Genomic DNA, 13564 nt, shown 5'->3' with positions numbered 1-13564 from the left:
CTCAGCTCTTCGTGCGGTACTTGTGGATCGCGATCGGCGCCATCACCAGCGTCAGCACCACGGACCAGCCCAGCGTCACCCACAGGTCGTCGGCGACAGGGCCGCCCACCATCAGGCCGCGCGCGGCGTCCGCGAGGGAGGACAGCGGGTTGTAGTCGGTGAAGGCCTGCAGCCAGCCCGGCATCGACTGCGTGGGTGCGAAGATCGACGAGCCGAACTGCAGGGGCATCAGCACGAGCAAGCCCATCGCCTGCACGGACTGCGCGTTCTTCAGGGTCACACCCAGCACGAGGAAGATCCACATCACGGCGGAGCCGAAGACGGCGGCCAGGCCGACCGCGGCCAGCAGTCCGGTCCAGCTGGCGATGTCGAAGCCCACGAGGGCCGCGACGACCATCAGGACCGCCGTGGCGACGAGCATCCGCAGCAGCTCGACGCCGATCTTGGCGAGGAGGACCGAGGACCGGCCGATCGGCAGGGCCCGGAAACGGTCCATGATCCCCTTCTGGAAGTCCTCGTTGAACCCGGTCCCGACCCCCATGGCGATGTTCATGCCCATCATCGCCATCAGCCCCGGCACCACGTACTGCACATACGCCTCCTGGCCGCCGCCCAGCGACTGGCCGATCGAGCCGCCGAAGACGTACACGAACAGCAGCGTGAAGATGATCGGCATGAAAACGGCGTCGAACATCGACTCCGGATCCTGACGGATCCACAGCAGATTGCGGCGGACGAGGGCGCCGGTGTGGCGAACGTGGGCGCGCAGCCCGATCCGCCCGTCGGCTGCGGCGGTGGCAGTTGCGGTTGCGGTGGCGGTGGTCATACGGCTACTTCCTCGTACTCCGTGCGGGCGGCGGGGGCCGGGGTGTCCTGCGGAGCGCCGGCCCGGTGGCCGGTGAGGGACAGGAACACCTCGTCCAGGCTGGGCAGTTCGGTGCTGATCGAGGCGATCGTGATGCCGCGCGCGGTGACCGCGCCGACGACCGCGGTGAGCTGTTCGTCGCTGAGGATCGGCACGAGCACGGTGCCGGTCTCGACGTCGACGGTCGTCGTGGCGAGCCCGGTCACCCCCAGCTCGTCGAGCATCGCCGCCAGCGGCCGCAGCTCCAGCGGATCGACCGGCCGGACCCGCAAGGTACGCCCGCCGACCTGTGCCTTCAGCTCCTCGGTACCGCCGCTCGCGATCACCTTGCCGCGGTCGATGACGGTCAGCTCGGAGGCGAGCTGCTCGGCCTCCTCCATGTACTGCGTGGTGAGCAGCACGGTGACCCCGTCCCCGACCATCCGCTTGACCTCGGTCCACACCTCGTTCCGCGTACGCGGGTCCAGTCCCGTCGTGGGCTCGTCGAGGTAGAGCACGGCGGGCTGCCCGATCATGGAGGCGGCGAGGTCCAGCCGGCGTCGCATGCCACCGGAGTACGTCCCCGCCGGGCGCCGTGCCGCCTCGGTGAGCGAGAACCGCTCCAGCAGGCCGTCGGCGCGGGTCCGGGCCGCGCGGCGGGGCAGGTCCAGCAGCCGGCCGATCATGTACAGGTTCTCGAAGCCGGACAGTTTCTCGTCCACGGAGGCGTACTGGCCGGTGAGTCCGATCACGCGGCGCAGTTGGCGTGGCTGCCGCAGTACGTCGTAGCCGGCCACCGTCGCGTCCCCCGCGTCCGGCCTGATCAGGGTCGACAGGCAGCGCACCAGCGTCGTCTTCCCGGCCCCGTTCGGGCCGAGGACCCCCATCACGGTGCCCTCCCGCACCTCCAGGTCCACGCCGTCCAGTGCCCTGGTCTCGCCGTAGTGCTTCACCAGTCCCCGCACGCTCACGGCGCTCCGCGCGCCGTCGGGGTTCTTGTCGATTCGCGTCATACGGATGACGGTGTCAAGGGACACCGACAAACCACCGACAGACCACCGACAGCACCGACACCCCCCGACGAGCCCCGCAACCATCAATTGAGAAACCACGACGGCGAGCAACCAGGTCCGCGAGAGCGGCGCCGGTTTAGGCGCACAAAAGGGCGCAACCAGGTCCGCGAGAGCGGCGCCGGTTCAGGCGCACAACGGGGCGCAACCAGGTCCGCGAGAGCGGCGCCGGTTCAGGCGCAAAAGGCACCGCAGCCCGCCGACGGGGGAAGATCGGCGGGCTGCTGTGGTGCCGCGATGGTTCAGTGGACGGAGTGTTCCTCCAGGGGGAACGTTCCGCCGACGACATCCTCGGCGAAGGCCTTGGCGGCACTCCCCATGACCTCACGGAGATCGGCGTACTGCTTGACGAACTTCGGCACCCGGCCGGAGGTCAGCCCCAGCATGTCCGTCCAGACCAGCACCTGCGCGTCCGTCTCCGGCCCCGCCCCGATCCCGACCGTCGGGATGTGGAGGACCCGCGTCACCTCGGCCGCCAGCTCCGCCGGAACCAGTTCCAGCACCACCGCGAACGCGCCGGCGTCCTGCACGGCCTTCGCGTCCCGCAGCAACTGCTGGGCCGCCTCCTCACCACGGCCCTGCACGCGGTAGCCCATCGCGTTGACGGACTGCGGGGTCAGGCCGATGTGGGCCATCACGGGGATACCGGACTCGACCAGCAGCTCGATCTGGCGGTGGGAGCGTTCGCCGCCCTCCAGCTTCACGGCCCCGACCCCGGCCTCCTTCACCAGCCGGGTCGCCGAGCGCAGCGCCTGCACCGGACCCTCCTGGTACGAACCGAAGGGCAGGTCACCGACGATGAGGGCGCGCGAAGTGCCCCGTACGACGGCCGCCGACAGCATGGTCATCTCGTCGAGGGTGACGGGCACGGTGGTCTCGTACCCGAGGTGGCAGTTGCCCGCCGAGTCCCCGACGAGCATGACCGGGATGCCGGCCTCGTCGAAGACGGACGCGGTCATCGCGTCGTACGCGGTGAGCATGGGCCACTTCTCGCCGCGCTCCTTGGCGGCGGCAATGTCGCGCACGGTGATCCGCCGGGTGCTCTTGCCCCCGTACAGCGCCCTGCTGCTGTCGGCGGTCGGCCGCACACCCTGCGCAGGCTGCTTCTGGGCAGCCGGAAGCTGCGTCATCGCAACGGCTCCTTCATGTCATCTCGAGGCGCCCTCACGGCGTCCCCGGACCACATCCATGGTGGCACCTCGTGCCACGCACGGCCAGAGCGGGGCACGGGACTTCGGTCACGCGCCGACCACGACAGCCGACCACGACAGCCGACCACGACAACCGGCCGCGACAGTCGGGCACAACCATCGCTTACGACATTCGGCCTAGGGCCGTTCTTAAGGTCTCCGTAAAAGATTTCGATACGAGACGGTTCCGTATCGAAATTCCTTTAGTCTCGACCGTATGACAACTCCTGCCGTCCCCGCCGCCCACCGGCGGGTCCCCGAAGCGGTGCACAGGCGCCGCTGGGTGATCCTCGGTGTGCTGATGCTCAGCCTGCTGATCGTGGTGCTCGACAACTCGATCCTGAATGTCGCCATCAAGACCATCTCGACCCCGGCGCCGACCGGACTCGGTGCCACGCAGAGCGAGCTGGAGTGGGCGATCAACTCGTACACGCTCGTCTTCGCGGGACTGCTCTTCAGCGCCGGGATCCTCGGCGACCGGTTCGGGCGGAAGAAGACCCTGATCGCCGGGCTGGTCGTCTTCGGCATCGGGTCGGCGCTGGCCGCGGAGTCGGGCTCGTCGACCCAGCTCATCGTGTTCCGCGCGCTGATGGGCTTCGGCGCCGCCTTCGTGATGCCCGCCACGCTCGCCGTCCTCATGAACGTTTTCGAGCGGGAGGAGCAGCCGAAGGCCATCGGGATATGGGCCGGCGGCGTCGGGCTCGCGATCGCCATCGGGCCGATCACCGGAGGCGTGCTCCTCGACCACTTCTGGTGGGGATCGGTGTTCCTCATCAACGTGCCGATCGTCGCCCTCGCCCTCGCCCTGATGCTGTGGCTGGTCCCGGACTCGCGCGACCCCGCCCCGGGCCGGATCGACCCCCTCGGCGTCGTCCTGTCCGTCGTCGGACTCGTCCTCCTCGTCTACGGCATCATCAAGGGCGGCCAGCTCGCCGACTTCACCGACGCCACCGTCCTCGCGACCATCGGGGCGGGGCTCGTGGTGCTCGTCGTCTTCGTCGTCCACGAGAAGCGCAGCGACCATCCGTCCATCGACGTCACGTACTTCAGGAACAAGGTCTTCTCGGCGGCCATCGGCGCCATCGCCTTCGTCTTCTTCGCGATGATGGGCGTGACGTTCTTCGCCGTCTTCTACACCCAGAGCGTGCGCGGCTACTCGCCCTTGCAGACCGGCCTGTTGATGCTGCCGCTCGCTGCCGCACAGATGATCTTCGCCCCACGGTCCCGGCTGGTGGTGGACCGGTTCGGGAACAAGGCGGTGTGTACGGCGGGGCTGTTGACGATCGCCGTGACCCTGGCCGGGTTCGCCACGCTGGACGCGGACACGCCGATCTGGGTCCTGGAGGTGATCTTCTTCCTCATGGGCGCCGGCATGGCGCACATCATGACCCCGACCAGCGTCGTCATCATGCAGGCCCTGCCCCGCGAGAAGGCCGGCTCGGCGTCCGCGCTCAGCAACACCTTCCGCCAGGTCGGCGGCGCCCTCGGCATCGCGGTCCTCGGCTCCGTCCTCTCCGCGGCCTACCGTGGCGGCATCGAGGACTCGCTCCCGGCCGGGGCCCGCCACGCGGCCGGCGAGTCCATCGAGGCCACCCTCGCCTTCGCCGCCCGCCTCGGCACCCGCGGCGACACCCTCGTCACCGAGGCCCACGACGCCTTCCTGCACGCCATGCACATCACCGCGCTGTGCGGCGCCGGGGTGGCCGTGGTCGGGGCGGTCGTGGTGGCACTGTTCCTGCCGGGGAAGACAGCGGCCGGCCAACAGGAGTGGGAAGAGGGCGAGTTGGTGTCGTCGGAGCACTGACGACGGCCCGCGCCGTACACAAGGGAGAATCTCGGAGACAGTCAGAAACAGTAGAGACGGCAGAGACAGCAGAGACAGCAGAGACGGAGTCGAGCGTGAGCGTCGCGGACAGCCGAGCCAGGGAAGGGGACCCCGTCCCGGGGCGGCCCGGGACCCCCGTCCGTGGGCGGCCACGGAGCGAGACCGTCGAACACTCCATCATCGAAGGGGTGATGAAGCTCCTCGAAGACGGCGTGCCGCTCGCGGAGTTGTCGATCGAGCGGGTGGCCCGTACCGCGGGCGTCGGCAAGGCGACCATCTACCGCCGCTGGAGTGGCAAGGAGGAACTCTTCGTCGACGTCCTGCGCGCCGCCGAAGTCCCCGACCCGGAGCTGCCCGGCACCTCGGTGCGCGACGACCTGGTCGCCCTGCTGGAGTCGATGCGCCAACGCGGCCTGCGCAACCGGGCGTCGGCGATCCTGCACAACGTCCACGCCCAGATGAAGAGCAGCCCCAAGCTCTGGGCCGCATACCACGCGACGGTGCTCGACCCCCGGCGCCGTACGACCAACGCGGTGCTGTGCCGGGGGCAGCGCAACGGCGAACTCCGCGCCGACGTGGACGTCGAGATGCTGAACGACCTCTTCATCGGCCCGATGCTCGTCCGGACCGTCCTGCACTCCGACGCCCCCCTCGACGAGGGCCTCGCGGAGCGCGTGGTCGACACCCTCCTGGAGGGCCTGAGGCCGCCCACCACGTGAGCCCACGGGCCGACGAGCCCACGGGCCGACGAGCCCACGGGCCGACGAGCCCACGGGCCGACGAGCCCACGGGCCGACGAGCCCACGGGCCGACGAGCCCACGAGCCGACGAGCCCACGAGCCGACGAGCCCACGAGCCCACGAGCCCACGAGCCCACGAGCCCATGGACCCACAAGCCCACGGGCTCATGAACCCATGAGCCCCGTCATGACACCGCGTCACACGAATGGCCTCACAAGCGCCTTACGGACAGCCCACAGCCCACAGCGCCCCGCCCCGTAACGCGTCTCACAAAACCGCCCGCCAATGTGCGCGTTTCGTTACAAGGGCGGCGCTCCGGCCCCCGTCCGGAACTCCGAACGGCGGCTCGGTCGTCCCAGTGCCTGTACGGCCGCCATGGGGCGGCAGGGACGACGGCGATCATCCCCTAGGGTCGTAGACGCGGGGATGAAGTGCACGGCAGGTTGTGAGGCGACAGTATGGCGCAGGCGTATGTGGCGGAGACGGGCAGCGGCGGCACAGGTCCTGACCGCGAAGGATCCCGGCTCCGGCGCCTGCTGAACACCTGGCGCCACGACCGCCGGATCTGGCGTCGGGGCATCGTGGTCGCCGTCCTCGCGGTGCTCCTCGCCGGGGCGATGGCGCTGCACGCATGGGTCCCGAACACCGTCGGCAACCTCGGCAGCCTCACGGAGACGTTCCTGCCCTGGCTGGGTTTCCTCATCCCGCTGCTGCTGCTCCTGGCCGTCATCCGCAAGTCGGCGACCGCCCTGATCGCCGTCCTGCTGCCTGTGGCCGTCTGGCTGGACCTCTTCGGAGGACTCCTCACCGACAAGACCGGAGGCGGCGGCGACCTCACCATGGCCACCCACAACGTCAACGCGGACAACGCCGACCCGTCCGGCACCGCCCGCGACGTCGCCGCGTCCGGCGCCGACGTACTGGCGCTGCAGGAGCTGACGGTGACCGCGGTCCCGGTGTACGAGAAGGCCCTGGAGGACACGTACAAGTACCACGAGGTCGTCGGCACCGTCGGGCTGTGGAGCAAGTACCCGATGAGCGACACCGAGGCCGTCGACATCGAGCTGGGCTGGGAGCGCGCCATGCGCTCCACGGTCACCACGCCCGAGGGCCGGGTCGCCGTCTACGTCGCCCATCTGCCCTCCGTGCGGGTGAAGCTGGAGGCCGGGTTCACCGCACGGCAGCGGGACAAGAGCGCCGACGCGCTGGGGGAGGCCATCGCGCACGAGCCGATCCAGCCGACCGTGCTGCTCGGTGACCTCAACGGCACGATGAACGACCGTTCCCTCAACAACATCACCGCCCAGATGCGCTCCACGCAGGGCGCCGCGGGCAGCGGGTTCGGGTTCAGCTGGCCGGCGTCGTTCCCGATGGCCCGCATCGACCAGATCCTGGTCAGGGGGATCGAGCCGGTGACCTCGTGGACGCTGCCGGAGACGGGAAGCGACCATCTGCCGATCGCGGCGCGGGTGAGTCTGGCGTGAATCCCGCCGTGTCCGGCTCCTGAGCGCTCCTGTCCTTTCGTGATCGATGCCGGGGCCGCCTGGTGGCGGCCCATGTCCCGCGGGAGACGGTCCGCGGCTGAGCCCGGGGCGCGGTCTCCCCGCCCCCAGCCGGCGGCCTACGTCCGCTCGCGCCAGCGGTTGGTGATCGGGAGGCGTCGGTCCTTGCCGAAGCCCTTCGCGGAGATCTTGGTGCCCGGCGGGTACTGCCGGCGCTTGTACTCCGCGGTGTCGACCATCCGAAGCGTCCTGACCACCAGTTCACGGTCGAACCCGGCCGCGACGATCGCGTCGGCCCCCTGGTCCCGGTCGACGTACAGGTCGAGGATCGAGTCCAGGACCGGGTAGTCCGGCAGGGAGTCCGTGTCGACCTGTCCGGGCCGCAGCTCGGCGCTCGGCGGCTTCGAGATGGAGTTCTCGGGGATCGGCGGGGTCTGGCCCCGCTCCGCCGCCGCCCGGTTGCGCCACCGCGCCAGACGGAAGACGGACGTCTTGTACACGTCCTTGATCGGCCCGTACGCGCCCACGGAGTCGCCGTACAACGTCGAATACCCCACCGCCAGCTCCGACTTGTTGCCGGGCGCCAGCACGATGTGCCCCTCCTGGTTGGAGATCGCCATCAGCAGCGTGCCGCGCAGCCGCGACTGGAGGTTCTCCTCCGCCAGCCCCGTCAGCTCCGTCGACGACATATACGCGTCGAACATCGGAGCGATGGGCACGGTACGGAAGTTCAGCCCCGTCCGCCGCGCCAGCTCCGCCGCGTCCCCCTTGGAGTGCTCGGACGAGTACTTCGAGGGCATGGACACGCCGTACACGTTCTCCGCCCCCACCGCATCGCACGCGATCGCCGCGACCAGCGCCGAGTCGATGCCGCCGGACAGGCCGATGAGCACCGACCGGAAGCCGTTCTTCGCCACGTACGCCCGCAGGCCCACCACGAGCGCCGAGTAGACCTCCTCGTCGTCGTCGAGCCGCTCGGCGTAGCCGCCGGTCAGCTCGGACTCGTACGCGGGGAGCGGTTCCTCGGACAGGACGAGGCGGTCGATGCGCAGACCGTCGTCGACACGGCTTCCATGAGCGGCTCCGCCGCGGGCACTCGGCGCGTCCGGCTCCGCCGCCGGGAGGTCGAGGTCCAGGACCACGCACCCCTCCGCGAACTGCGGCGCCCGCGCGATCACTTCACCGTCCCGGTCGACGACGATGGAGTCCCCGTCGAAGACCAGCTCGTCCTGCCCGCCGATCATGGCCAGGTAGGCGGTGGTGCAGCCGGCCTCCTGGGCGCGCTTGCGGACCAGTTCCAGCCGGGTGTCGTCCTTCTCGCGCTCGTACGGGGAGGCGTTGACGGAGAGCAGCAGCCCGGCCTTCGCGGAGCGCGCGGCGGGGACGCGGCCGCCGTCCTGCCAGAGGTCCTCGCAGATGGCCAGCGCCACGTCCACCCCGTGCAGCCGCACGACCGGCATGGTGTCGCCGGGCACGAAGTAGCGGAACTCGTCGAACACGCCGTAGTTCGGCAGGTGGTGCTTGGCGAAGGCGAGCGCGACCTCGCCGCCGTACAGCACGGCGGCGGCGTTGCGCGGCGCGCCGGCCGGCTGCCCGAACCTCGGCCGGGCGGAGTCGGAGCGGTCGAGGTAGCCGACGATCACCGGGAGCTGCCCGAAGCCCTCGTCGGCGAGGCGCCCGGCCAGGCTCCGCAGAGCCTCCCGCGAGGCCTCGACGAACGACGCGCGCAGGGCCAGGTCCTCGACGGGATACCCGGTCAGCACCATCTCCGGGAACGCCACCAGGTGGGCTCCCTGCTCGGCGGAGTGCCGGGTCCAGCGGACGATCGCCTCGGCGTTCCCGGCGAGATCGCCGACGGTCGAGTCGATCTGATTCAGGGCGAGGCGTAGTTGAGGCACGCGCCCAGTGTAATCGTCAGAGCGACGCAATGGGGTGTGGGGCGTCCCACGTCCGGGCGCCCCACGTCCGGGCGCCCCACGTCCGGGCGCCCCACGTCCGGGCGCCCCACGTCCGGGCGCCCCCGAGAGTCCCTACGACCGCGCCTCGGCGCCCCGCTCCTTCAGCATGTCGCTCATCAGCTTGATCTCCGACTCCTGGCCGTTGACCATGCCCTGCGCGAGCCGCTTCTCGACCCCCACCGTGCACTCGTCGACGCAGCCCTCCGCCATGTGGATGCCACCGACGTGGTGCTCGGTCATCAACTGGAGGAAGAAGACCTCGGCCTCCTTGCCGTTCAGCTCGCCCAGCTTCTCCATGTCGGAGTTGGTCGCCATGCCGGGCATCAGCGCGCCGTCCTCGCCGGAGACGAAGTCGCTCATGCCCATCCACGCCATGGGCGCGTCCGAGGACACCTTCGGCAGCCCCCACAGGTCGAGCCAGCCGAGCATCATGCCGCGCTGGTTGGCCTGCGTCTGCGCGATGTCGTAGGCGAGCCGCCGGATCTCCTCGTCGTCCGTACGGTCACGGACGATGTACGACATCTCGACCGCCTGCTGATGATGGACCGCCATGTCCCGGGCGAACCCGGCGTCCGCGGAGTCCGCGGCAGGCGCTTGGGTGCCCGTCTCGTCGCCGTCGGCGACCGCGTATGTGATCCCTCCGGCCGCGACGAGCACCGCCGCGGCCCCGGAGGCGATCCAGCCGACCCGCCTCACTTCATCGTCCCGCCTGTGCACGCAGCTCCCGGTTCGGGTGTCTGCTCGCCCTGGACGTACTTCTCGAAGAACGCGTCCACGTTCGGGTCGTTCGCGCTGGTGACCGTGCGCTGGTGGCCCCAGGCGCTGAGCATGATCGGGTCCTTCTGGTCCTCGAACGGGCTCATCAGCGTGTACGGGGTCTTCTTGACCTTCTCCGTGAGCGCCTTGACGTCGGCCTCGGACGCCTCGTCGGTGTACGTCACCCACACCGCACCGTGCTCCAGCGAGTGCACCGCGTTCTCGGACGGGACCTCTTCGGTGTAGACATCGCCGTTGCAGTTCAGCCAGACCGGGTTGTGGTCACCGCCGACGGGCGGCGTCATCGGGTAGTTCACGTCCCCGGGGACGTGGTTCTGGCTCAGCGTGCCCTCCCAGGTCTTCACGCCGTCCTCGCCCGTGACGAACTTCCCGCTCGCCTTCGAGTCGTCGCTCGCCGCGCTGTCACCGTTGTCGGACTGCGAGCGGACGAGGTACGTCCCGCCGACCACGAGCCCGGCGACTATCACCACGCTAGCGCCGATCGTCAGGATGCGGTTCCGGCGCTCGCGAGAACGCTCGGCACGGCGCATCTCCTCGACGCGCGCCTTGCGCTCGGCGCTGCTGCTTTTCTTGGCGGACATGGGGTGGGTCCTTTATGGGGGTGGGACGGATGGGACGGTCGGGCTCACTGATCGTAATTTGACGCCCTCCCTCTAGTAAACGAGGGGGCTCCTCCCGCTTCCAGCCGACCGTCGGACAGGCCTGGTCACACCGAGGATCGGCGGAACGGGAAGAATCCGCCATTACGTATGCACGGCCGAGCAGGCAAGATGGGCGGCAGAGCGGGACACCGGCCGTACGCCAGCCGTTCACACCGAGGCCGGGCGGCCGATCAAGGTCCGCAACGCGCATGAAATGGTGTTGTGGTGGGATGCTCAGGTGCCCGACCGTCTCCCGCCCCGCGGGAACAGGCGGCCTGACCAGCAAGGATTGGGTGGAAGCGGAAGATGGACAAGCAGCAGGAGTTCGTGCTCCGTACGTTGGAGGAGCGCGACATCCGTTTCGTACGCCTGTGGTTCACGGACGTGCTGGGCTTCCTCAAGTCCGTGGCCGTGGCTCCGGCCGAGCTGGAGCAGGCATTCGACGAGGGCATCGGCTTCGACGGCTCCGCCATCGAGGGCTTCGCCCGTGTGTACGAGTCCGACATGATCGCCAAGCCGGACCCGTCGACCTTCCAGGTCCTTCCGTGGCGCGCCGAGGCCCCGGGTACGGCCCGCATGTTCTGCGACATCCTCATGCCCGACGGCTCCCCGTCCTTCGCGGACCCGCGCTACGTCCTCAAGCGGGCCCTCGCCAAGGCCTCCGACCTGGGCTTCACCTTCTACACCCACCCCGAGATCGAGTTCTTCCTCCTCAAGAACAAGCCGGTCGACGGCTCCCGCCCGACCCCGGCCGACAACTCGGGCTACTTCGACCACACCCCGCAGAACGTCGGCATGGACTTCCGCCGCCAGGCGATCACCATGCTGGAGTCGATGGGCATCTCGGTCGAGTTCTCCCACCACGAGGGCGCCCCCGGCCAGCAGGAGATCGACCTGCGCTACGCCGACGCCCTCTCCACGGCGGACAACATCATGACGTTCCGCCTGGTCATGAAGCAGGTGGCGCTGGAACAGGGCGTCCAGGCGACGTTCATGCCCAAGCCCTTCTCGGAATACCCCGGCTCGGGCATGCACACCCACCTCTCCCTCTTCGAGGGCGACCGCAACGCCTTCTACGAGTCGGGCTCCGAGTACCAGCTCTCCAAGGTCGGCCGCTCCTTCATCGCGGGCCTGCTGAAGCACGCGGCGGAGGTCGCCGCCGTCACCAACCAGTGGGTCAACTCCTACAAGCGCATCTGGGGCGGCTCCGAGCGCACCGCGGGCGCCGGCGGCGAGGCACCCTCGTACATCTGCTGGGGCCACAACAACCGCTCCGCCCTCGTCCGCGTCCCCATGTACAAGCCCGGCAAGACCGGCTCGGCCCGTGTCGAGGTCCGCTCCCTCGACTCCGGCGCCAACCCCTACCTGGCGTACGCCGCCCTCCTGGCCGCCGGCCTCAAGGGCATCGAAGAGGGCTACGAGCTCCCCCCGGGCGCCGAGGACGACGTCTGGGCCCTCTCCGACGCCGAGCGCCGCGCCATGGGCATCGAGCCCCTCCCGCAGAACCTCGGCGAGGCCCTCACCCTCATGGAACGCAGCGACCTCATCGCCGAGACCCTCGGCGAACACGTCTTCGACTTCTTCCTCCGCAACAAGAAACAGGAGTGGGAGGAGTACCGCAGCGAGGTCACGGCCTTCGAGCTGCGCAAGAACCTGCCGGTGCTGTAGCAGTACGGGCGGTCACCACGGGGTGACCGCCCCTACCCCATTCTTCCTACCCCCTACGACTCCTGCCGGGCGGCCAACTCGGTCAGGAGCTGGTACAGGGGTTTCGCACCGCGCTCGCGGAACTCCTGAATGGCCCAGCCGTTGCCGTCCGGGTCCTTGAAGTACATGAACGTCGCCCCGTCATCGGGCGTGAACTGCACCGGCTCGGAGACATCGAGCCCGCGTTCGACCAATTCGGCCCGGGCGGTCTTGATGTCGGCGACGACGATCTGAAGGCCCTGGTACGACCCCGGGGCCGGCGTCGGCCCGTCCGTCAGCTCCCATATCCGGTCACCCAGCGCGATCGAACACCCCGACCCCGGTGGCGTCAGCTGGACGATGCGCATCCCCGGCATGACCTCCTGATCGATGTCGACATGGAAGCCGACCTTGTCCCGGTAGAAGTCGCGGGCCCGGTCGATGTCGCTGACGGGCAGAGGGATCACTTCGAGCGTGTACTCCATTGCTGGTCCTCCAGGTCGCCTCTGATCGGGAGCGTCAGCCGAACCGCCACCGGGTCTGACTGAACGGCTCCCCCTTACCGAAACCGAAAACCGTGCGCGGCGCCACCGCGAAGACCAGGGCGCGCCCGGGACCGTGGTGGAAATACCCGTCCCGCACCTCGAAGTGCCAGAAACTCCCGTACTTCGCCTCCCACGCCCCCGCCAGCTCCCGCAATCGGCCCTCCTCCCTCACCCGCACCGCCGTACCCTCCACCACCAGGTCGTATCCCTTGTTCCAGGTGTTGGTCCCCGTCGTCAGCACAACCTCCGGATTCCCGCGAGATTCTTCGCCTTCCGCTCCTCGGGCCCCGTACAGAAGTGCAGTGCCCCGTCCAACCACACCCCCGGCAACGGCGTCACATGCGGCCGTCCGTCCGGCCGCACAGTAGAAATCCAGAACAACTCGGCCTCAACCAACCTCCCCTCAGCCTCCGACCACTCCGTAGCCGTGGCCGCCGCATCGCTGTACCGCTCATCGAGCCGCCCCTCCGGCTTCCCCTCAGACATCGCAGCCCCTTTCCACACACCAGTCCCATCGAAGTACGGACTCCACCGCCCCCCAAACTCATCGCGGCAGGCCAACCCCGTACCGACATGGCCATGCCCCGCACCCCCACGGACCGGAGCCGACCCGCGTACGGGCGTGGTTGTGTCCCGCACGCCCACGGCGGGAGGCCGACCGCGTACGGGCGCGGCTGTGCCCCGTACCCCCACGGCGGGTCGGCCGCGTACGGCGGGAAGGGGGTGGGTCGGGGGGTGTCCGCCCGCAGCGGATGTCGCGACTACAAGAGCCGCCCCTTGGAACC

Annotated in this window: 11 protein-coding genes and 1 pseudogene; 4 read left to right on the top strand and 8 right to left on the bottom strand. The window is 69.4% G+C overall.

What is annotated here, in order from left to right:
• Position 1 precedes the first annotated feature (1 nt).
• The 3 genes from ACWD3C_RS26355 to panB form a co-directional block, all read right to left on the bottom strand.
• Positions 2–826, bottom strand: a complete 825-nt coding sequence (locus tag ACWD3C_RS26355; protein WP_451147991.1) for an ABC transporter permease — start codon at positions 824–826, stop codon at positions 2–4.
• The gene (locus ACWD3C_RS26350; protein ID WP_451147989.1) at positions 823–1857 is read right to left on the bottom strand and encodes an ATP-binding cassette domain-containing protein; all 1035 of its coding nucleotides are present in this window, start codon (positions 1855–1857) and stop codon (positions 823–825) included. Before ACWD3C_RS26350 ends, ACWD3C_RS26355 begins: the two co-directional genes overlap by 4 nt.
• A 299-nt stretch (positions 1858–2156) precedes the next feature.
• Positions 2157–3044, bottom strand: coding sequence for a 3-methyl-2-oxobutanoate hydroxymethyltransferase (gene panB, locus ACWD3C_RS26345; protein WP_451147987.1), 888 nt, complete (start codon positions 3042–3044; stop codon positions 2157–2159).
• 277 nt (positions 3045–3321) lie between these two features.
• Between panB and ACWD3C_RS26340 the strand changes: the two genes are divergently transcribed.
• From ACWD3C_RS26340 to ACWD3C_RS26330, 3 genes are all read left to right on the top strand, one after another.
• Entirely contained in the window at positions 3322–4908 is a 1587-nt protein-coding gene (locus tag ACWD3C_RS26340; protein ID WP_451147985.1) for an MFS transporter, read from the top strand.
• 95 nt (positions 4909–5003) lie between these two features.
• Positions 5004–5648: a TetR/AcrR family transcriptional regulator gene (locus ACWD3C_RS26335; RefSeq protein WP_451147983.1), complete on the top strand. Its 645-nt coding sequence runs from the start codon at positions 5004–5006 to the stop codon at positions 5646–5648.
• 480 nt (positions 5649–6128) lie between these two features.
• A complete protein-coding gene (locus tag ACWD3C_RS26330; RefSeq protein WP_451147981.1) occupies positions 6129–7154 on the top strand; it encodes an endonuclease/exonuclease/phosphatase family protein in 1026 nt (341 codons plus the stop codon).
• A gap of 137 nt (positions 7155–7291) precedes the next feature.
• Here ACWD3C_RS26330 and ACWD3C_RS26325 read toward each other — a convergent pair whose 3' ends face one another.
• From ACWD3C_RS26325 to ACWD3C_RS26315, 3 genes are all read right to left on the bottom strand, one after another.
• Positions 7292–9070, bottom strand: a complete 1779-nt coding sequence (locus tag ACWD3C_RS26325) for an NAD+ synthase (RefSeq protein ID WP_451147979.1) — start codon at positions 9068–9070, stop codon at positions 7292–7294.
• Positions 9071–9202: 132 nt separating this feature from the next.
• Positions 9203–9826, bottom strand: coding sequence for a DUF305 domain-containing protein (locus ACWD3C_RS26320; RefSeq protein WP_451147977.1), 624 nt, complete (start codon positions 9824–9826; stop codon positions 9203–9205).
• Positions 9823–10488, bottom strand: a complete 666-nt coding sequence (locus tag ACWD3C_RS26315) for a DUF3105 domain-containing protein (RefSeq protein ID WP_451147975.1) — start codon at positions 10486–10488, stop codon at positions 9823–9825. The genes ACWD3C_RS26320 and ACWD3C_RS26315 overlap by 4 nt, the downstream gene beginning before the upstream one ends.
• 366 nt (positions 10489–10854) lie before the next feature.
• Between ACWD3C_RS26315 and glnA the strand changes: the two genes are divergently transcribed.
• Positions 10855–12216, top strand: coding sequence for a type I glutamate--ammonia ligase (gene glnA, locus ACWD3C_RS26310; protein ID WP_451147973.1), 1362 nt, complete (start codon positions 10855–10857; stop codon positions 12214–12216).
• 53 nt (positions 12217–12269) lie between these two features.
• Here glnA and ACWD3C_RS26305 read toward each other — a convergent pair whose 3' ends face one another.
• Positions 12270–12719, bottom strand: a complete 450-nt coding sequence (locus ACWD3C_RS26305) for a VOC family protein (protein WP_451147971.1) — start codon at positions 12717–12719, stop codon at positions 12270–12272.
• 34 nt (positions 12720–12753) lie between these two features.
• A pseudogene (locus tag ACWD3C_RS26300) lies at positions 12754–13265 on the bottom strand (pyridoxamine 5'-phosphate oxidase family protein).
• Positions 13266–13564: the final 299 nt, after the last annotated feature.

This window comes from Streptomyces sp. NPDC002845 (genome assembly GCF_053591955.1).
Note: the sequence above shows the minus strand (reverse complement) of the source record. Positions and strands in the feature narration are given on the sequence as shown.

Excerpts from the sequence above, each read along its gene's own strand:
- ACWD3C_RS26340 (WP_451147985.1), top strand. The coding sequence starts at position 3,322 with ATGACAACTCCTGCCGTCCCCGCCGCCCACCGGCGGGTCCCCGAAGCG.
- ACWD3C_RS26330 (WP_451147981.1), top strand. The coding sequence starts at position 6,129 with ATGGCGCAGGCGTATGTGGCGGAGACGGGCAGCGGCGGCACAGGTCCT.
- ACWD3C_RS26305 (WP_451147971.1), bottom strand. The coding sequence starts at position 12,719 with ATGGAGTACACGCTCGAAGTGATCCCTCTGCCCGTCAGCGACATCGAC.
- ACWD3C_RS26350 (WP_451147989.1), bottom strand. The coding sequence starts at position 1,857 with ATGACGCGAATCGACAAGAACCCCGACGGCGCGCGGAGCGCCGTGAGC.
- panB (WP_451147987.1), bottom strand. The coding sequence starts at position 3,044 with ATGACGCAGCTTCCGGCTGCCCAGAAGCAGCCTGCGCAGGGTGTGCGG.
- ACWD3C_RS26355 (WP_451147991.1), bottom strand. The coding sequence starts at position 826 with ATGACCACCGCCACCGCAACCGCAACTGCCACCGCCGCAGCCGACGGG.
- ACWD3C_RS26315 (WP_451147975.1), bottom strand. The coding sequence starts at position 10,488 with ATGTCCGCCAAGAAAAGCAGCAGCGCCGAGCGCAAGGCGCGCGTCGAG.
- glnA (WP_451147973.1), top strand. The coding sequence starts at position 10,855 with ATGGACAAGCAGCAGGAGTTCGTGCTCCGTACGTTGGAGGAGCGCGAC.